This is a genomic window from Streptomyces sp. NBC_01723, from assembly GCF_036246005.1.
GTDB lineage: Bacteria > Actinomycetota > Actinomycetes > Streptomycetales > Streptomycetaceae > Streptomyces.
Map to the genome: position 1 here is coordinate 1,441,062 of NZ_CP109171.1, position 18,297 is coordinate 1,459,358.

Annotated in this window: 15 protein-coding genes and 1 tRNA gene; 3 read left to right on the top strand and 13 right to left on the bottom strand. The window is 71.7% G+C overall.

Annotated features, from left to right (window positions below; translation table 11 throughout):
• Nucleotides 1-54 precede the first annotated feature (54 nt).
• From pdxT to pgsA, 6 genes are all read right to left on the bottom strand, one after another.
• The gene (gene pdxT, locus OIE75_RS06835; protein WP_307010571.1) at nt 55-663 is read right to left on the bottom strand and encodes a pyridoxal 5'-phosphate synthase glutaminase subunit PdxT; all 609 of its coding nucleotides are present in this window, start codon (nt 661-663) and stop codon (nt 55-57) included.
• Between the two features lie 13 nt (nt 664-676).
• Complete coding sequence (gene pdxS, locus OIE75_RS06840) at nt 677-1,588, bottom strand: pyridoxal 5'-phosphate synthase lyase subunit PdxS (RefSeq protein ID WP_329469974.1); 912 nt, start codon at nt 1,586-1,588, stop codon at nt 677-679.
• Nucleotides 1,589-1,724: 136 nt separating this feature from the next.
• Nucleotides 1,725-2,267, bottom strand: coding sequence for a hypothetical protein (locus OIE75_RS06845; RefSeq protein WP_307010573.1), 543 nt, complete (start codon nt 2,265-2,267; stop codon nt 1,725-1,727).
• A 31-nt stretch (nt 2,268-2,298) separates the two neighbouring features.
• Nucleotides 2,299-3,462: a glycosyltransferase family 4 protein gene (locus OIE75_RS06850; protein ID WP_307010575.1), complete on the bottom strand. Its 1,164-nt coding sequence runs from the start codon at nt 3,460-3,462 to the stop codon at nt 2,299-2,301.
• Nucleotides 3,459-4,391, bottom strand: a complete 933-nt coding sequence (locus tag OIE75_RS06855; RefSeq protein WP_329469976.1) for a phosphatidylinositol mannoside acyltransferase — start codon at nt 4,389-4,391, stop codon at nt 3,459-3,461. The genes OIE75_RS06850 and OIE75_RS06855 overlap by 4 nt, the downstream gene beginning before the upstream one ends.
• Nucleotides 4,388-5,056 carry a phosphatidylinositol phosphate synthase gene (pgsA, locus tag OIE75_RS06860; RefSeq protein ID WP_307010579.1) on the bottom strand — a complete coding sequence of 223 codons (669 nt, stop codon included), beginning with the start codon at nt 5,054-5,056 and terminating at the stop codon, nt 4,388-4,390. The genes OIE75_RS06855 and pgsA overlap by 4 nt, the downstream gene beginning before the upstream one ends.
• 262 nt (nt 5,057-5,318) lie before the next feature.
• On the opposite strand from pgsA, the gene OIE75_RS06865 reads away from it, so the two are divergent.
• Together OIE75_RS06865 and OIE75_RS06870 are read left to right on the top strand one after the other, a co-directional pair.
• A complete protein-coding gene (locus OIE75_RS06865; RefSeq protein ID WP_307010581.1) occupies nt 5,319-7,529 on the top strand; it encodes an elongation factor G-like protein EF-G2 in 2,211 nt (736 codons plus the stop codon).
• A gap of 222 nt (nt 7,530-7,751) precedes the next feature.
• On the top strand, nt 7,752-9,413 hold the full coding sequence (locus OIE75_RS06870) for a hypothetical protein (RefSeq protein WP_329469978.1): 1,662 nt from the start codon (nt 7,752-7,754) through the stop codon (nt 9,411-9,413).
• A gap of 16 nt (nt 9,414-9,429) precedes the next feature.
• Here the strand turns inward: OIE75_RS06870 and OIE75_RS06875 are convergent, their stop codons facing one another.
• The 4 genes from OIE75_RS06875 to OIE75_RS06890 all read right to left on the bottom strand — a co-directional run bounded on the left by OIE75_RS06875 (nt 9,430) and on the right by OIE75_RS06890 (nt 13,977).
• Nucleotides 9,430-9,978, bottom strand: coding sequence for an HIT family protein (locus OIE75_RS06875; RefSeq protein WP_329469979.1), 549 nt, complete (start codon nt 9,976-9,978; stop codon nt 9,430-9,432).
• 76 nt (nt 9,979-10,054) lie between these two features.
• Nucleotides 10,055-12,034, bottom strand: coding sequence for a threonine--tRNA ligase (gene thrS / locus OIE75_RS06880; RefSeq protein ID WP_329469980.1), 1,980 nt, complete (start codon nt 12,032-12,034; stop codon nt 10,055-10,057).
• Nucleotides 12,035-12,145: 111 nt separating this feature from the next.
• On the bottom strand, nt 12,146-13,414 hold the full coding sequence (locus tag OIE75_RS06885) for a hypothetical protein (RefSeq protein WP_329469981.1): 1,269 nt from the start codon (nt 13,412-13,414) through the stop codon (nt 12,146-12,148).
• Nucleotides 13,411-13,977, bottom strand: a complete 567-nt coding sequence (locus OIE75_RS06890) for a DUF4365 domain-containing protein (RefSeq protein ID WP_234958314.1) — start codon at nt 13,975-13,977, stop codon at nt 13,411-13,413. The genes OIE75_RS06885 and OIE75_RS06890 overlap by 4 nt, the downstream gene beginning before the upstream one ends.
• 171 nt (nt 13,978-14,148) lie before the next feature.
• Here OIE75_RS06890 and OIE75_RS06895 point away from each other — a divergent pair, with 171 nt between their 5' ends.
• Nucleotides 14,149-14,874, top strand: coding sequence for a 3'-5' exonuclease (locus tag OIE75_RS06895; protein WP_329469982.1), 726 nt, complete (start codon nt 14,149-14,151; stop codon nt 14,872-14,874).
• A gap of 68 nt (nt 14,875-14,942) precedes the next feature.
• Here the strand turns inward: OIE75_RS06895 and OIE75_RS06900 are convergent.
• From OIE75_RS06900 to OIE75_RS06910, 3 genes are all read right to left on the bottom strand, one after another.
• Nucleotides 14,943-15,014, bottom strand: a tRNA-Val gene (locus OIE75_RS06900).
• Between the two features lie 39 nt (nt 15,015-15,053).
• On the bottom strand, nt 15,054-15,512 hold the full coding sequence (locus OIE75_RS06905; RefSeq protein ID WP_329469983.1) for an SRPBCC family protein: 459 nt from the start codon (nt 15,510-15,512) through the stop codon (nt 15,054-15,056).
• 39 nt (nt 15,513-15,551) lie between these two features.
• Nucleotides 15,552-18,275 carry an exo-rhamnogalacturonan lyase family protein gene (locus OIE75_RS06910; RefSeq protein WP_329469985.1) on the bottom strand — a complete coding sequence of 908 codons (2,724 nt, stop codon included), beginning with the start codon at nt 18,273-18,275 and terminating at the stop codon, nt 15,552-15,554.
• Nucleotides 18,276-18,297: the final 22 nt, after the last annotated feature.

An 18,297-nucleotide genomic window follows, 5' to 3' on the forward strand; every position in this document is an offset into this window, starting at 1 on the left:
TCTTTGTACGAACTCCCCCAGCGCTTGCGGAGCCTGGGAGGTACCCGGGGAATCCTACAAGGACTCCGCCTCCCGGTTCGCGCGCACCATGTCGGCGAAGAGGCGGTGCACACGGTGGTCGCCGGTCAGCTCCGGGTGGAAGGACGTCGCCAGCGCGTTGCCCTGGCGGACGGCGACGATGTGGCCCTCGTGCTCGGCGAGCACCTCGGCCGTGGCGCCGACGGACTCCACCCAGGGGGCGCGGATGAACACGCCCTCCACGGGGTCGCCGGGGACGCCCTCGAGGTCGACGGCCGCCTCGAAGGACTCGTTCTGGCGGCCGAAGGCGTTGCGGCGCACGATCATGTCGATGCCGCCGACCGTCTCCTGCCCGGAGCGCGGGTCGAGGATCTTGTCGGCCAGCATGATCATGCCGGCGCAGGTGCCGTAGACGGGCAGACCGTTCCGCACGCGCGCGCGGAGGGGCTCCATCACTCCGAAGAGGACGGCCAGCTTCGAGATGGTGGTGGACTCGCCGCCCGGGATGACCAGGCCGTCCACCTCGGCGAGCTCCTCGGGGCGCCTGACCGGCCTGGCCACGGCGTCGGCCGCGGCCAGGGCCACGAGGTGCTCCCGTACGTCGCCCTGGAGGGCCAGGACGCCGATGACGGGGGTGTCGTTCATGTGATCAGGTGCCTTACCAGCCGCGGTTGGCGTAGCGCTCGGTCTCGGGGAGGGTGTCGCAGTTGATGCCGACCATGGCCTCGCCGAGGTTGCGGGAAGTGTCCGCGATGATCTTCGGGTCGTCGTAGAAGGTGGTCGCCTTCACGATGGCGGCGGCGCGCTTGGCCGGGTCGCCGGACTTGAAGATGCCGGAGCCGACGAAGACGCCCTCGGCGCCGAGCTGGCGCATCAGCGCGGCGTCGGCCGGGGTGGCGACGCCGCCCGCGGAGAAGAGCACCACGGGGAGGCGGCCCAGCTCGGAGACCTCCTTGACCAGCTCGTAGGGGGCGCGCAGGTCCTTGGCGGCGGCGTACAGCTCGTTGTTGTCGTAGCCGCGCAGACGGGCGATCTCGTTCTTGATCTGGCGCAGGTGACGGACGGCCTCGACGACGTTGCCGGTGCCGGCCTCGCCCTTGGAGCGGATCATCGCGGCGCCCTCGGCGATGCGGCGCAGGGCCTCGCCGAGGTTGGTGGCGCCACAGACGAACGGGGTGGTGAAGGCGAACTTGTCGCTGTGGTTGACCTCGTCGGCCGGGGTGAGGACCTCGGACTCGTCGATGTAGTCGACGCCGAGGGACTGCAGGACCTGGGCCTCGACGAAGTGGCCGATGCGGGACTTCGCCATCACGGGGATGGAGACCGCGCCGATGATGCCCTCGATCATGTCCGGGTCGGACATCCGGGCCACGCCGCCGTCCTTGCGGATGTCGGCCGGGACCCGCTCCAGGGCCATGACGGCGACGGCGCCCGCGTCCTCGGCGATCTTCGCCTGCTCCGGCGTGACGACGTCCATGATCACGCCGCCCTTGAGCTGCTCGGCCATGCCGCGCTTCACGCGGGCGGTGCCGGTCTCGGGGGCCTGGTTTTCGGAGAGCGTGCTGGACACGGGTACCTCGCTGAGGGGAAGGGGGTTTGTGCAGCACCGAGGAAACGCGAGGGGACCAGGCCACAGCAAGGGCCAATGGGAAGCCGGTGGATCGTTTTGGCGCGGGCGGCGACGGAAGCGGGCAAGCGGCGACGGCTCAGGCGGCCCGGTCAACCAGGGCCGCCGGCGGCTCGTCGTCCATCTCGAAGGCGAGCGGGAAGGGGGCGTGGCCCGCGAGGCGGAACCAGCGGACCTTGCGGTGCTCACGCAGCCGGCGGGCCGCGCCCACCGCGTCGTTGTGGAAGCGCCGGGCCATCGGGACCCGCCGTACGGCCTCGGCCAGCTCGTGCGCCGTCTCCTCTCCCCCGGGTGCCTCGCGCAACACGTCGACCTGCGGCGGATCGGCGAAGACGGCCCGCAGAGCCTGGCTCAGCTCGCTCTCGGCCACCTCCCGCAGCTCCTCCTCGGCCTGCCGGGCGGCGTGCGTGGCCTCGTACAGCACCATGGAGGCGGCCGGGTCGAGCACGCCCGAGGTGGCGAGTTCCTGGGCGACGGAGGCTCTGCGCAGCAACTGCGCGTCGAGGGCGGCGCGGGCGGCGTCGATCCGGGCGTGCAGCCGGTCGAGCCGTCCCGCCGTCCAGCTGAGATACAGGCCGACGGCGACGAGGACGACCAGGATCCAGATCAGGGTTGCGGTCACGGGCCGCAACCCTATCGGTGGGGCCGGCCGGTCAGTCCCGGGCCAGCCCGAAGCGTGCCCTGAGCCCGGTCGCCCGCTCGTCGGCCGCCACCGCCGCGGCGCCCGCCGTCACCGTCTCGTAGACGGAGAGGATGTCCGCGCCGACCGTGGACCAGTCGAAGCGCCGTACGTGGGCGCTGCCCCGCTCCCGCAGCGCGGCGCGGCGCTCCGGGTCGGCGAGCAGCCGCACCGCGGCGTCGGCCAGCGCGTCGGCGTCCTCGTTGGGGAACAGCTCGCCCGCCGCGCCCCGGTCGAGGACCTGGGCGAAGGCGTCCAGGTCGGAGGCGAGGACGGGGGCACCGGCCGACATGGCCTCGACGAGGATGATGCCGAAGCTCTCGCCGCCGGTGTTGGGCGCCACGTACAGGTCGACGCTGCGCAGGAAGCGGGCCTTGTCCTCGTCGCTGACCATGCCGAGGAACTCCACCCGGGAGCGCAGTTCCTTCGGCAGGCTCTCGACGGCCTCCTCCTCGTCGCCGCGCCCGGCGACCAGCAGCCGGGTCTGCGGACGGGCGGCGAGGATCTTCGGCAGGGCCCGCATCAGCACCGGCAGCCCCTTGCGGGATTCGTCGATGCGCCCCATGAAGCCGATCGTGTCGCCCTGCCACTCGGACTTGGGCTCGGCGCCGGCGAAGAAGTCGACGTCGACGCCGTTGGGGATGACGACCGCGTCCCCGCCGAGGTGCTCGACGAGGGTGCGGCGGGCGTACTCGCTCACCGCGATCCGGGCGCTGATCTTCTCCAGGGCGGCCTGGAGGATCGAGTACGCGGCGATCATCGCGCGGGAGCGCGGGTTGGACGTGTGGAAGGTGGCCACGATCGGGCCCTGCGCCGCCCAGCAGGTGAGCAGGCCCAGCGAGGGCGAGGTCGGCTCGTGGATGTGGATGACGTCGAAGGCGCCGTCGTGCAGCCAGCGCCGCACCCGGGCGGCCGAGAGGAAGCCGAAGTTCAGCCGGGCCACCGAGCCGTTGTACGGCACCGGCACGGCGCGCCCGGCGGAGACGACGTACGGGGGCAGGGGCGTTTCGTCGTCCGCGGGGGCGAGGACGGACACCTCGTGGCCCAGGCGGACGAAGTACTCGGCGAGGTCCCGGATGTGGAACTGGACGCCGCCGGGCACGTCCCAGGAGTACGGGCAGACGATGCCGATCCTCACGAGGCGCCCCGTCCGTCGGCCGCCGCGGGTGCCTTGGCGGGGTCGAGGTCCTTCAGCCACAAGCGCTGGAGCATGTGCCAGTCCTCCGGGTGGTCGGCGATCCCCGTGGCGAAGGCGTCGGCCAGCGCCTGTGTCATGACGGACGTCTTCTCGGCCCGGGTGCCTGACTCCGGGACCGCGACCGGCGGGTGCACCCGGCCGCGCATGATCGGTGAGTCGTCGTACCAGAGCGTCACCGGCAGCAGCCGCGCGCCGGTCTGCTGGGCGAGCAGGGCTGGTCCGGCCGGCATGCGGGCCGTCTCGCCGAAGAAGTCGACCTCCACGCCGGAGGCGGACAGGTCGCGGTCGGCGACCAGGCAGACCAGGCCGCCGTCGCGCAGCCGCCTGGCCAGGGTGCCGAACGCGGCGCCGCCGCTGTGCGGGAGCACCTCCATGCCGAGGGACTCGCGGTAGGCGACGAAACGGTCGTACAGGGTCTCCGGCTTGAGCCGCTCGGCGACCGTGGTGAAGGGGATGCCCAGTTTCGTGGTGACCCAGGCGCCCGCGAGGTCCCAGTTGGCCAGGTGCGGCAGGGCGAGGATCACGCCCTTTCCGGCGTCCATGCCGTCGGTGAGGTGGTGCAGGTCCTTGGCGGTGAAGCCGGACTCGATCCGCTCGGTGCTCCACGCCGGGAGCCGGAAGGACTCCATCCAGTAGCGCAGGTACGAGCGCATGCCCGCGCGCGAGAGGGCGGCGAGGCGTTCCGGGCCGGCACCCGGCACCACGCGCGCGTAGTTGCTCTCCAGGCGCCGCACGCCCGCGCCGCGCTGCTTCCAGGCCAGGTCCGCGACGGTGCGCCCGAGCCGTACGGCGGCCGGTTCGGGGAGCTTCTTCACGGTGCTCCAGCCGGCGCCGTACAGGGCGTCGGTCAGCCGGTCGCGAGCGCTCACTTGGCCGCCTCGGTGCCCTGGCTCTCCTGCGCGGCGGCGTCGGCCTCGGCGGCCTCCCGGCGGACCGTGACGACCCGCTGGACGAGCGTGACGAGGCTGCCGACGGCGACGATCCACAGGGCGATCGGCAGGAGGTACTGGATGCCGGGGACACCGAACTTGTGCAGGCCCGCGAGTCCGGCCGCGACCAGGGAGACGACGAGCCGCTCGGCCCGCTCGACCAGGCCGTTGACGGCGACCGGCAGACCGATCGACTCGCCGCGCGCCTTGGTGTACGACACCACCTGGCCGCTGGCCAGGCAGAAGATCGACACCGCGCACAGGATGTTGTCGTCGCCGGCGCCCGCGTACCAGAGGGCGAACCCGCCGAAGATGGCGCCGTCGGCGACCCGGTCCAGGGTGGAGTCCAGGAACGCGCCCCAGCGGCTGGAGCGGCCGAGCTGGCGGGCCATGTTGCCGTCGACGAGGTCCGAGAAGACGAAGAGCGTGATCACCACCGTGCCCCAGAAGAACTCACCCATGGGGTAGAAGACCAGCGCACCCGCGACCACGCCGGCGGTGCCGAGGAGCGTGACCGTGTCCGGGCTGACCCCCCGGCGGATGAGAAACGCGGCGAACGGTGTGAGGACACGCGTGAAGAATGCACGCGCGTACTTGTTCAGCATGGCCTTCCCGACGGTCGCTGTGGCCGCGGCCCCTGCTGGCCACCGGCTGGCCCATCGTAGTCACGCGCGCGCGTGGGCGGGGGCCGGGCACCCGGACCCAGCGTCCCGGCGGCCGGTGGGCGGTGGGATCGGGTCCTTCGTATGGACGCGGCGTGAAGGGAGTGGAAAGCTCGAAGGACCGCGGGCGTCGCCGGAGCCGCCAGTGCACGCGGTCCCGCGTGTCCGCGCCCACAGGGACCTCACCGTGCACGGGAGGCAGGACATGGGCGACAAGGCACACCACACCCGTCCCGGAGCCGCCGGAAGGGCAACGGCGGCCGACCATCCCGCATCCGTACGGAATGTGGTGCTGGTCGGCCACTCCGGATCGGGCAAGACGACTTTGGTGGAGGCTCTCGCGCTGACCGCGGGAGCGGTGAACCGGGCGGGCCGCGTGGAGGACGGCGGCTGCGTCTCGGACTACGACGAGATGGAGCACCGGCAGCAGCGCTCCGTGCAGCTCTCCCTGGTGCCGGTCGAATGGGGCGGCATCAAGATCAATCTCTTGGACACTCCCGGGTACGCCGACTTCGTCGGTGAGCTGAGGGCCGGTCTGCGCGCGGCGGACGCGGCCCTCTTCGTCGTCTCGGCCTCCGACGGGGTGGGCGGCTCGACCCGCATGGCGTGGGAGGAGTGCGCCGCCGTCGGGATGCCGCGCGCCATCGTGATCACGCATCTGGAGGCCGCCCGCGCGGACTTCGAGGAGATGACGCGGATCTGCGCGGAGGCCTTCGGCGGGGACGATCCGGACGCGGTGCTGCCGCTGTACCTGCCGCTGCGGGGAACCCCGGCGCCCGACGGGCACGCGCCCGTGACCGGGCTCATCGGCCTGCTGTCGCGGAAACTGTTCGACTACGCGTCGGGCGAGCGCGAGGAGTCCGAGCCGGGCGAGGCGGAGCTGCCGGTGATCGACGAGGCCCGCTCCATGCTGATCGAGGGGATCATCTCGGAGAGCGAGGACGAGACCCTCATGGAGCGCTATCTCGGCGGTGAGCAGGTCGACGTCAAGACGCTCATCGAGGACCTGGAACGGGCCGTCGCGCGCGGCGTGTTCTTTCCGGTGCTGGCCGCGGCTCCCGCGGCGGAGGGCGCCCGGCAGGGACTGGGCACGGTCGAGTTGCTGGAGCTGATCACCCGTGGCTTTCCGACGCCGCTGGAGCGGGCGGCACCCCGGGTGACCACGCCCGAGGGCGCCGGGCGCGAGCTGCGGATGTGCGATCCCGGGGAGTCGCTGGTCGCGGAGGTCGTCAAGACGTCGTCCGACCCGTACGTCGGCCGGATCTCGATGGTCCGGGTGTTCTCCGGCACCCTGCGCGCCGACCAGACGGTGCACGTCTCCGGACACGGGCTGGCCGACCGCGGCCACGAGGGCCGTGCCCTCCACGAAGCAGACGAGCGGATCGGCGCCCTGTCGACGCCGTTCGGCAAGCAGCAGCGGCCGGTCTCGCACGTGATCGCGGGCGACCTGGCGTGCGTGGCCAAGCTGAGCCGCGCGGAGACCGGGGACACGCTCTCGGCCAAGGAGGACCCGCTGCTGATGGCTCCCTGGGAGATGCCCGATCCGCTGCTGCCGCTCGCCATCGAGGCGCACAGCAAGCCCGACGAGGACAAGCTGTCCCAGGGGCTTGCGCGGCTGGTCGCCGAGGATCCGACGATGCGCCTGGAGCACAACCAGGACACGCACCAGGTGGTCCTGTGGTGCCTGGGGGAGGCGCACGCCGACGTGGCCCTGGAGCGGCTGCGCAGCCGCTACGGCGTCCAGGTCGACGTCGTACCCCACCGGGTGTCCCTGCGGGAGACGTTCGGGGACCGTGCGGGCGGGCGCGGGCGGCACGTGAAGCAGTCCGGCGGGCACGGGCAGTACGCCATCTGCGAGATCGAGGTGGAGCCGCTGCCGAACGGCTCGGGCGTCGAGTTCGTGGACAAGGTGGTCGGCGGCGCCGTGCCCCGGCAGTTCATCCCGTCCGTCGAGAAGGGCGTGCGCGCGCAGGCCGCCAAGGGCGTCGCGGCGGGCCATCCCCTGATCGACGTGCGGGTCACGCTGCTTGACGGCAAGGCGCACTCGGTGGACTCCTCCGACGCCGCCTTCCAGACGGCCGGCGCCCTGGCGCTGCGGGAGGCCGCGGCGCAGGCCCGGATCCATCTGCTGGAGCCGGTGGCCGAGGTGAGCGTCCTGGTCGGCGACGACTACGTGGGCGCGGTGATGAGCGACCTGTCGGGGCGGCGCGGCAAGGTGCTCGGCACCGAGCAGACGAGCGGGGGCCGGACCCTGATCCGGGCCGAGGTGCCCGAGATCGAGATCGGCCGTTACGCGGTCGACCTGCGCTCCCTCTCGCACGGCACCGCGCGCTTCGACCGCCGTTACGCGCGCCACGAACCGATGCCGCAGCAGGTCGCCGACCGGCTGCCCGAGGAGGTGCGCGCGGCGTCGTAGCGGCGCCCGGCCGGCCGGCGCGGGAACGCCCGCGCCGGCGGCACTCCGCCCCGCGCACGACGGCGTGCCCGGCGGCTCGACCCGCGCGCGTGGGGGCGCCTTCCGGCGTCCGGTGACGCGTGCCGCCGGCTGCGGATACGCTGATGACCAGATCAACAGGTGTGCGGGGCAGGGAAGTCGGGAAGGCCGCAGGAGCGACAGTGGTGGCGATCGGGGGCGGGAATGGCCGTTGACGGCGGTTACGCGGACTTCTTCGGACCGCAGGTGCCGCGCACGGACGAAGGTGGCCAGACGGCCACCTTCGCGCTGGCGTCGGCCGCCTACCGGGACAGCGAGTTGGCGGAGATCAAGAAGGCCGACAACGAGTGGCACCAGACGACCCTCAACGCGGGCCGGTCCTGGGCCACGATCTTCCGGCCCAACCTCGGCGAGGCCTTCTCCCGCGCGGTGGCCGACCGCATGCTGGGCAGCGGCCGCAAGCCGCTCATCCAGTCCTTCGGGGCGGAGCCGCAGGTGGTCGTCGAGCACTGCCTGGCGGCCAACGGCATCCGCAGGGCACGCGACGCCCGGCTCTCCCTGGTCATCCTGCTGTGCGGCGTGCTCTTCCTGCCCGGGATGCTGATCTGGCTGCTGGGCTTCCAGATCCGCACCACCGTCGCCAAGTCGGAGAACAAGCAGGCCGGTGCGCTGGGCACCGCGGTGCTGCTCGCGGTCGCCGCGCTGGCCGTGCTGTTCCTCGTGAAGATGCCCTTCACCGGTTTCTGGGCCTGGTACGCCCGCGCGGCGGTCGTCCTGCCGGTCGTGGGCTGGTTCTGGGCCAAGCGGATCTGCGAGGGCACCGCGAGGGACCTCCGCGAGCGCTGGGACGGCCTCCTGTCGGGCAGCGGCGTCGGCGCCAAGGTGCCCGAGGCGGTCCCCAGCAACCCGAACGAGACCTCTGCCGAGCAGCTGCGCCAGTCCCTGGCCAAGCTCGGCGCCGAGCAGCAGTCCAACTCCGTGTTCTACGCCGGTCCCAAGGGCATACTCGGCATGGGCACGCGCTGGGGCAGCTGGCAGCTCGCCGAGAACCTGGCACCGGCCGACCCGGCGCGCGAGATCCACCCCTTCCGCAGCTGGGACGTCGTGAAGTCCATCCACGACCAGCTGCGCATGCTGGAACGCGGTCCGCTGAACACCGGCGGTTTCACCAAGCCGTCCATACGGCACTGGGTGGTCACGCCGATCGGGGAGAACGCGAAGGCGGTGTCCCGTCCGGAGGGCACGGACGTCGAGGCGTACCAGGTCAAGACGCACGCGATACAGGAGATCTGCAACAAGCAGCAGTTCGGTGCCGGTGACCGGCACTACCTGGGTGTGCAGTGGACGCTGTGGGACGGCCAGTTGGTCATCACCATGCTGATCACGGTGACCGTGCTGCACGAGACGCTGCGCATCGAGGTCACCGGCCATGCGCTCGGTCCGGTGAACCCGCTGTTCACCGCCAAGCCCGAGGCGCCCTCCAAGGAGGTCGCCAAGTCGTTCAAGCCGTGGGAGACGCGCAAGGTGATGCTCCCGCTGGTCACCGCGGGCGAGGTGGTCCGCCTCGCCGTCCGCGCACCGCTCACCTGGTATCCGCCGCTGCTGAACTGGCTCGGCGGCACGATCGGGCTGCCGGAGCCGTTCGGGCTGCGGCACGCGTGGGCGGACCAGCCGTGGCGGCACCGCTTCATGGCCGACGACGCGTTGCGCGCGGCGGCGCCGGTGCTGCGGGTGGTGCACGCGGCGTCGATCAAGGTGCTGGAGGAGAACGGCGTGGACACGGAGAAGTTCGGCACGCGGTCGGCGTTCCTGAGTACGGCCGTGCAGGATGCGACGCCCGGGAAGGCCGACCTCTACAACGCGTAGGTCCCGTCGCCGGGCGCTAGGCGGAGGGCCAGGCCTCCGCCAGCATCTTGCGGGTGTCGCCCAGAAGCTGCGGCAGCACCTTCGTGTGGCCGACCACCGGCATGAAGTTGGTGTCGCCGCCCCAGCGGGGCACGATGTGCTGGTGGAGGTGGGCGGCGATGCCCGCGCCGGCCACCGTGCCCTGGTTCATGCCGATGTTGAAGCCGTGGGCGCCGGACGCGGTGCGCAGCGCCGTCATCGCCTGCTTGGTCAGCTCGGCGAGTTCCGCGGTCTCCACGTCGGTCAGGTCGGTGTAGTCGGCGACGTGGCGGTACGGCACGGTCATCAGGTGGCCGCCGTTGTACGGGTACAGGTTGAGCACCGCGTACACGTGCTCACCGCGGCGGACGACCAGCCCGTCCTCGTCGGATTTGGCCGGGATCGAGCAGAAGGGGCAGCCGTCGTCGGCGCCCGGGCCGCTCGGCTTGTTCTCGCCCTGGATGTAGGCCATCCGGTGGGGCGTCCACAGGCGCTGGAACGCGTCCTGCGTCCCCACTCCCGACTGCTGCTCCGGCTCACTCGTCATGCGTGCAGCATATGGCGTCGTGTACGGCGACAGGGAAAGGCCCCCGGGAGGTCCCGGGGGCCCCGCAAGCCCGCGATCAGACCTGCACCCGCTCCTCGACCACCTTCGCGATCTTCGCGATGGCCTCGTCGACGGGGATGCCGTTCTCCTGGGAGCCGTCGCGGTAGCGGAAGGAGACCGCGTCGTTCGCCATGTCCTCGTCGCCCGCGATGACCATGAAGGGCACCTTCTGTTTCTGGGCGTTGCGGATCTTCTTCTGCATCCGGTCGGAGGAGGTGTCGACCTCGACGCGCAGGCCCGCGGCCCGGGCCTTCTCGGCGAAGTCGTGCAGGTACGGCACGTGGGCGTCGCCGATCGGGATGCCGAGCGCCTGGACGGGGGCCAGCCAGGCCGGGAAGGCTCCCGCGTAGTGCTCCAGCAGGACGCCGAAGAACCGCTCGATGGAGCCGAACAGCGCCCGGTGGATCATGACGGGCTGCTGACGCGAGCCGTCTGCGGCGGTGTACTCGAGGCCGAACCGCTTCGGCTGGTTGAAGTCGACCTGGATGGTCGACATCTGCCAGGACCGACCGATCGCGTCCTTGGCCTGGACGGAGATCTTCGGGCCGTAGTACGCGGCGCCGCCCGGGTCCGGAACCAGCGGCAGGTTCTGCTTCTCGGCGGCCTGGCGCAGTGCCTCGGTGGCCTCCGCCCAGTCTTCCTCGGAGCCGATGAACTTGTCGGAGTCGTCGCGGGTGGACAGCTCCAGCTCGAACTCGTTCAGGCCGTAGTCGCGCAGCAGGTCGAGGACGAAGGTCAGGAGCGTGTCCAGCTCCTGGGGCATCTGCTCCTTGGTGCAGTAGATGTGCGAGTCGTCCTGGGTGAAGCCGCGCGAGCGGGTCAGGCCGTGCACGACACCCGACTTCTCGTACCGGTACACGGTCCCGAACTCGAAGAGCCGCAGCGGCAGCTCGCGGTAGGAGCGGCCGCGGGACTTGAAGATCAGATTGTGCATCGGGCAGTTCATCGCCTTGAGGCGGTAGTTCTGCTCGTCGAACTGGATGGGCGGGAACATGCCCTCCGCATAGTGCGGCAGGTGCCCGGAGATCTCGAAGAGGTGTTCCTTCGAGATGTGCGGGGTGTTCACGAACTCGTAGCCGGAGACCTCGTGCCGACGGCGCGAGTAGTCCTCCATGACCTTGCGGATCACCCCGCCCTTGGGGTGGAACACCGCGAGGCCGGGACCCAGCTCGTCGGGGAAGGAGAACAGATCCAGTTCGGTTCCGAGCTTGCGGTGGTCGCGCTTCTCAGCCTCGGCCAGGAACTCCAGGTACGCCTTCAGCTCGTCCTTGGTCGGCCATGCGGTGCCGTAGATGCGCTGAAGCTGCGGGTTCTTCTCACTGCCGCGCCAGTAGGCGGCGGCCGAGCGCATCAGCTTGAAGGCCGGGATGGCGCGGGTGGTCGGCAGGTGCGGTCCCCGGCACAGGTCCTTCCAGCACAGCTCGCCGGTCTTGGCGTCGAGGTTGTCGTAGATGGTCAGCTCACCACTGCCCACCTCGGCGTCGGCGCCGTCGGCGGCCTGCGCGGCGTTGCCCTTGAGGCCGATCAGCTCCAGCTTGTACGGCTCCTTGGCCAGCTCCTCGCGGGCGGCCTCGTCGCTGGTGACGCGGCGCGAGAACCGCTGGCCGCGCTTCTGGATCTCCTGCATCTTCTTCTCGATGGCCTTGAGGTCATCGGGGTGGAAGGGCTTCTCGACGTCGAAGTCGTAGTAGAAGCCGTCCTTGACCGGCGGGCCGATGCCCAGCTTGGCCTCGGGGAACAGCTCCTGCACGGCCTGCGCCATGACGTGCGCGGTGGAGTGCCGCAGGATGTTCAGGCCGTCCTCGGAGGAGATCTCGACGCCCTCGACGGTCTCGCCGTCGCCGACCTCGTAGGCGAGGTCCTTGAGCTCACCGGCCACCCGCGCCGCGACGATCGAGCGCTCGCCGGCGAAGAGCTCGGCGGCCGTAGTGCCCGTCGTCACCACGCGTTCTTCCCGCTCGGAATCGCGTTGGATGATCACACGGACGTCTGACACCGGTCTCTCCTGACTGAAGGTGGGGCCGCGGCGCCATACCGGAGCGCACGCATGAGGGCGATCGTACCGACCCGGACCCGTGCACCGCGAAATCATTCCCGGCGGCGGCCCTCACCCCGCGTCGTAGTCCTCGGCGGTCTCGCCGTCACCGCCGCAGGTCTCCTCGAAGAAGGCCGCCACCTCCACGTGCTCCTGGACCGCCTTGAGCAGCCGGTCCCGCTCCGCGTCGTCGACCTGCACCGGTGCGATCTCGCAGGCCCCGGTGAGCCGGCGGAAGCCGCCCCGGCTCTCCAGCCGCCCGAGCACCCGCACCGGAAGTCCGACGAGGTGGGCGTGGCCCGCGATCCGGTAGGCGTCCTCGTCCAGGGTGATCCGCACGTGCGGCACCTCGGCACCGGCCAGCACCCGCAGCCGTACGGTGCCCGTGCCGCGCGGTCCGGAACGGCGCATGCGGACGACGGTGCCGGTGATCCGCACCGGCACGGAGGGCTCCGCGCGCAGATAGCGGGCGGCGGCCTCGCGCAGGGCGGGCAGGTCGCCGGGGGAGAACTCGACGGCTTCGGCGAGGGCGCCGCAGCCGTCGGGGACGCCCGCGGCGGGCGCCCAGTCGACGGCGATCCTGGCTCCCTGGGTGCCGCGGACCAGGGCGACCAGCGCCTCGGTCAGCTCGTGGCTGACGCCGGCCCCGACGGCGGCGTCGAAGGCTTCCATGCCGCCGGTGGCCCGCCGGTAGTCGACGGCCTCACGCGCGGCGTACAGGGCCTGGTGGAGGGTTACGGCGAGCGGGCGGCCGCTGGTGACCGGCACGAACGCCGTCAGCCGGCGGCCGCCCGGGGCCGTGCCGACCAGCACGTCCTCCAGGGCGGTGGCGGCGGTGCGCCGGTGCCGGGCGCCGAAGTAGCCCGCACGCGCGCGTGTGGCGAGCGCTCCGGCGAGCAGCATCCGGCGGGCGGCGGCGCGCAGCTGTTCCTCGGCGGTCCAGGAGGCGGTGTCGCCGGGTCCGGTCGGCACGTCGCGTGCCCAGCGGATCTCGTCGCTGGGGACGGCGAGTGAGACGAGGATCTCGCGGGCGGCGGGGGTGGCGCTGCGGGACAGGGCGAGCAGCGCCTCGCCCAGCAGGTCCTCGCTGTCGGGGAAGGCGCGGCTGACGGGCACCAGCAGGCTGGTGGCTCCGGCCGCCGGGCCGGGTGGTGTCCAGCGGCCGTAGCGGCCGGGGGCGCCGCCGCGCCGCTGCCAGCCGTGCCGGTGGAGCAGCGCGGTCAGGACGGCCGGGTCGACGGCGGCGGACTCGGGCGGACGGCCGTCGTCCCAGGCGGAGTCGTCACCGGCGGGGTGCGGCCGTACGGCGCGCAGGGGTTCGCCGGTCGGGCGGTGCGTCATGGTTTCCCTCCCGTACCGACCCGCGTCATGATCTCGCACAGCGCCCGGTCGTCGAAGACCCGCGCGGTCGGTATCCGCACGGTGGTGCGCCGCCGGCCGGTGACCGGGTGTCCGGCGAGGTTGGTCCAGTAGCAGCAGTGCCTGAGGTCGAGCCGGTCGTGGCCGGCCCGCAGCCACTGGTCCCTGGACCGCGGGACGATCATCACGACCAGGATCTTGTGCACGGAGACCGGGGTGCGGGCGAGCTTCGCCAGGTGGTCGTTGTCGAGCGTGAAGGAGAAGAAGCGGCCGGGCGGCTGCGGCGGGATCTGGTACGTCGCCTTGAGCTGCACCTTGATGGTGACCTCGTCGTCGACCGTGTGCCCGGGGGCGCTGTGGCTGACGTGCCAGTCGATGCCGTTGTCCGGGAAGGGCTGCGAGAGCGAGCAGCCCGCGGCGGCGGCGACCGCGTGGAGGTAGCCGACCTGCAGGGTCTCCATGCAGGCGGTGGTGGCGAGGGAGCCGCGGGTGGGCGCGGTGCGCTCCGGCAGCAGCCCGCCCCGTTCGGGCTGCGCGATGGCCATGGCCAACAGCCTTCCAGAACTGGTGTGTCCGTGTCGCGGGTCGCTGAACTGCGATGACCCGTAATCCTGTTGTGTCCTTCCGGCGTACGTCGCAAACAGCCCGGGTATCACCGAACCGGGACAGAGGACGGCGCGTCAGTCGGCGTGTGTGGACGAGGAGTTGAGTGCCCTATGGCGAGCTGGTTCGAGGGGCCGCTGGCCGCCTTCGACACGGAGACGACGGGTGTGGACGTCGAGACCGACCGGATAGTGTCGGCGGCGCTCGTCGTCCAGGACGCGCCCGGGCTCCGGCCGCGCGTCACCCGGTGGCTGGTGAACCCGGGCGTGCCGGTGCCGGAGTCGGCGACGGCGGTGCACGGGCTGACCGACGAGCATCTGCAGCGCCACGGCCGCTGGCCGGCGCCGGTGATGTACGAGATGGCGGAGGCGCTGGCCGAGCAGGCCCGCGCCGGTCGTCCGCTGGTGGTGATGAACGCGCCGTTCGATCTCACGCTGCTGGACCGCGAGTTGCGCCGCCACCGCGCCTCGTCCCTGGGCCGCTGGCTGGAGCGGACGTCGCTGCACGTGCTGGACCCGAGGGTGCTCGACAAGCACCTGGACCGGTACCGCAAGGGCCGCCGCACCCTCACCGACCTGTGCGCGCACTACGGCGTCGAGCTGGCGGAGGCGCACGACGCGGCGGCCGACGCGCAGGCCTCGCTGGAGGTGGTGCGGGCGGTGGGGCGGTGCTTCCCGGGCCGGCTGGAGCGCCTGTCCCCCGCCGAGCTGCACACGCTCCAGGCGGTGTGGCACGCGGGGCAGGCGCGGGGACTGCAGGCGTGGTTCGCGCTCAACGGCACCGAGGAGCCGGTGGACCCGGCCTGGCCACTGCGGCCGGACCTGCCCGCCGCGGCGTGAGCCCGGACGCGCACGCGTCGGCACACGAAGAAGCCGGTCCGTCGTGCAACGGACCGGCTCTTCCCGGGTGGGCGATACTGGGTTCGAACCAGTGACCTCTTCGGTGTGAACGAAGCGCTCTCCCACTGAGCTAATCGCCCGGGAACGCACCGAACAATACAGGGCCCGGCGCGCTTCCATCAAACCGCTTGCCGACCGCCTTCCAGGTACGCGGCGAGGCCGCGCCGCCCCGCCCGCATCATCAGCCGGTGGTTGGCCCGGAACAGCGGCCGCCCCGGCACGGCGAGCCGGCGCAGCAGCGGCTTGCGCACGTCGACCTCCTGGTCGTAGCGGGCGAGGGTGCCGGATCCGCGCGGGGTGACCGTCCAGCGCGCCCATCCCTCCATGTCGCCGCGCATCGCGACCTCCAGGACCCCGGCCGCCGGGTCGCGGTGCCCCTCGTACAGGGTCGCGGTGAGGTCGTACGGGAGCAGGGAGCGGAAGCGGAGGAGTCCGCTGGTGTCGTCGAGCCGGGTGACCTCGCGCACCTGCGGCCACCAGCGGGGATAGTCCTCGATCCGTTCCAGCGCGCGGTAGACGTCCGGGGCGGGCGCGGGCAGCGCCCACAGGCTGCGGAATCGGTACTGGTTCCAGTCCACCTGTGGAGTGTGCCCGTACCCGCCCGTGTCACGTGCCGTCTAGGGCATCCTGTCGCCGAGGAGTGCCAGGTTCTCGATGGCGGCGAGGCCGTAGAGGGCGGTGTCGTTGGTGGACACCCAGCTCGCCTCGCTGCCCGGCACCAGGGCGACGGGGCCGGTCAGCTTCTCCGTCGTCCAGGGCGCCGACTCCTTGTAGCCGTCGGAGTCGTAGAACTTGGCCCACGCGCGCGTGGCGAGCTTCTCGTCGCCGGTCCGCACGGCCGCGTAGGCGTCGAGGCGCGAGTGGCCCTGGAAGAGGATGAGGCTGCCGAAGTCCTTGCCGTACCGGGCCGCTTGTTCGGCCTTGGAGGCGTTGAAGTAGCGGCAGTAGTCGTAGTACGCCTCGTGGAACGCGGGCATGTCGACGAGGTCGATCAGCTCGGCGCAGAGTTCGCCCAGGCCGAAGACGGCCGACAGGTGGGACACCTCGACCTTCGGCGTGTCGGCGACGGCGAACCTCCCGGTGTCCAGGTCGTACAGGCCGCTGCCCTGGACGAAGCCGTTGGGCTGGGCGGCGATGGTCTCCATGGTGGACAGGACGCGGTCCCGGGCCTTCTCCCACTTGGGTCCCCTGCGTTCCCACTCGGTCAGCCAGGCCGACGCCAGGCCGCTCCAGTCGGTGCCGAAGCCGATCGACAGGGCGTGCCGGTCGGGTGTGTACGGCTCGGTGCGGATCTTTCGCAGCGGGTCGAGGGCGAGGAACGTCTCGTCGGAGTCGACGTTGGCGTGCATGAGGTCGCCGACGCGTTCGTCGGCGGTGAGGAAGTAGTAGAAGCGGCGGTAGGTGGTGTTGGCGATGCGTTGCTGCTTGGCGCTGTCCGCGTAGTGCTGGACGCCGTGCCGGGTGCCGAGGCCGGCCCATTCGCCCAGGTGGTAGACGTCGACCTCGCCGGTGTGCCGGGTCATGGCCTCGGCGAAGCGGAAGATGTCGGCCCGGCCGGAGCGCAGGTAGGCGTACCAGAGCCACAGGTCCGGGGAGAGTTCGGAGTTGTCCCAGGCGTAGCCGCCCACGTCGTAGCGCCACTGATGGCGGGCGGTGTCGTAGGAGTGCATGACGTCGCCGTGGTCCCAGAAGCCGTACCAGCGTCGCTGCTCCACCTGGTCCTTGTAGTAGGTGAAGAGGAAGTCGAGGTGGTCCTCGATCCTGGCCTTGGCGGGCGTGGAACGGTCGGGTTCGGAGTAGAGGCCGGGACCGAAGACCCGGGACCTGATGAGCTGTGCGGGCGGGGCGGCGAGCTGCGGCGGTGTCCGCACGGCCCGGACCTGTTCGGCGAGCGTCTCCGCGCTCGGGGTGGCGGCGTTGGCCCAGAACATCAGCTCGCTGGTGCGAGCGATGCCGTACGGGGTGCCGAAGCCGGGTTCGTAGTCCTCGTAGGTGATGTTGAGCCCTTCGAGCTGTTCGGCGTAGCTGTCCTGGCCCATGCCGTCGTGGTAGAAGCGCAGGTCCATGGGCTGGGCCTCGGGTGACCAGAGCCAGAGGGTGACCTCGGCCGCGTCGGTCCGGGCGTCGCGGATGTCGAGCTGGGCGGGGAACTTCTCCCAGAAGTCGCGCAGGCCGAAGGAGAGGCCGCCGCTCACGCCGCCGACGTAGCCGAAGCCGGAGGCGCGTCGTCCGCCGCCGGCGCCGATCCAGCCGTGGCCCTTCCTGGTGCGCTTGCGGACGGTGAAGCCGTCGGCGGACAGCTGGGAGAGGGTGTGGTCGCCCCACTCGGGGATGTACTGGAGCCGGGTGGTGACGCGCTGGTCCCAGGTGGCGGGGTCGGGCAGTTGCTCACCGGCGAACTGCGCCGCCTGTACGGCCGCCCCGGGGTCGCGGCGCAGTCCGGTGATGCCCTTGACGGCCTCGCGCAGCAGGCCGGTGCCCTCGCCGCCGAGGCGGATGTGGCGGTCGTAGGACTCGTCGCGCATCGGGACGGTGAAGCGGACGCCGAGGCCCCGGACGAAGTCGCCGTTCGCCTTCCCGGGCTCCTGCTTCCCGTCGAACGTGATGGTGTGCACCATGCGGAAGGAGTCGGCGCCCGCGTAGAAGTAGAGGCGGACGGAGAAGGGCAGCAGGCCGCGGCGTCCCTTGCGGTGCTCGCCGTCGACACGGACCACGGCGCGGACGGGCCCCTCCTGTTCCACCTTCACCTCGTGGATCGCGCCGTCGAAGCGTTCGGACCTGACCGTGCCCTGCTCGTCGTCCTCGATCTCGGGCCTGCGCAGCACGACGAGGCGGCCGTTCCTGGCGATCTCGGTGGAGCCGCGGACGACCGACTTGACGAGCGTCGATCCCGAGGTGCCGATCCGCGCGGTGATGACACCGGTCGATATGTCGATGATGCCGCCGCGCCGGTCAACGGTGATCTTCCGGGTGGGTGCGGCGGGCGTGCCGGCGGCCAGGGTGAGCGCGCCGGTGCCCGAACCGACGGCGTGCGCGGTCCACTTCAGGGAGCCGTCCGGCCACTGGGCGAGCGGCCAGGACTGCACGGGCACGTCCTTGCCGTCGGCGTCCGTGACCGCGAAGGACTGGTCCGCCCGGAAGGTGCCCCGGGGCCAGGGGACGCCTACGGTGGAGCCGGGTGCGGCGCCGAGGCCGCCGTCCTCCAGCCAGGTCAGCGTGACGGGGCTGTCGTCGGCCACCGCGGCCTGCGCGTTCTTCGTGCCCAGTGCCCAGCTGAACTGGGCGGCGGCGCCGGCGACGGCGGCCGCCTTGAGGAGGGACCTGCGGGGGATGCGGGACATGGCCTTCCTTTCGTGTGACAGG

What these genes read in the sequence shown, in the direction of transcription:
- OIE75_RS06870 (WP_329469978.1), top strand. Translation starts at nt 7,752, where the DNA reads ATGGCCGTTGACGGCGGTTACGCGGACTTCTTCGGACCGCAGGTGCCG.
- OIE75_RS06910 (WP_329469985.1), bottom strand. Translation starts at nt 18,275, where the DNA reads ATGTCCCGCATCCCCCGCAGGTCCCTCCTCAAGGCGGCCGCCGTCGCC.
- OIE75_RS06885 (WP_329469981.1), bottom strand. Translation starts at nt 13,414, where the DNA reads ATGACGCACCGCCCGACCGGCGAACCCCTGCGCGCCGTACGGCCGCAC.
- pdxT (WP_307010571.1), bottom strand. Translation starts at nt 663, where the DNA reads ATGAACGACACCCCCGTCATCGGCGTCCTGGCCCTCCAGGGCGACGTA.
- OIE75_RS06875 (WP_329469979.1), bottom strand. Translation starts at nt 9,978, where the DNA reads ATGACGAGTGAGCCGGAGCAGCAGTCGGGAGTGGGGACGCAGGACGCG.
- OIE75_RS06865 (WP_307010581.1), top strand. Translation starts at nt 5,319, where the DNA reads ATGGGCGACAAGGCACACCACACCCGTCCCGGAGCCGCCGGAAGGGCA.
- pgsA (WP_307010579.1), bottom strand. Translation starts at nt 5,056, where the DNA reads ATGCTGAACAAGTACGCGCGTGCATTCTTCACGCGTGTCCTCACACCG.
- OIE75_RS06895 (WP_329469982.1), top strand. Translation starts at nt 14,149, where the DNA reads ATGGCGAGCTGGTTCGAGGGGCCGCTGGCCGCCTTCGACACGGAGACG.
- OIE75_RS06890 (WP_234958314.1), bottom strand. Translation starts at nt 13,977, where the DNA reads ATGGCCATCGCGCAGCCCGAACGGGGCGGGCTGCTGCCGGAGCGCACC.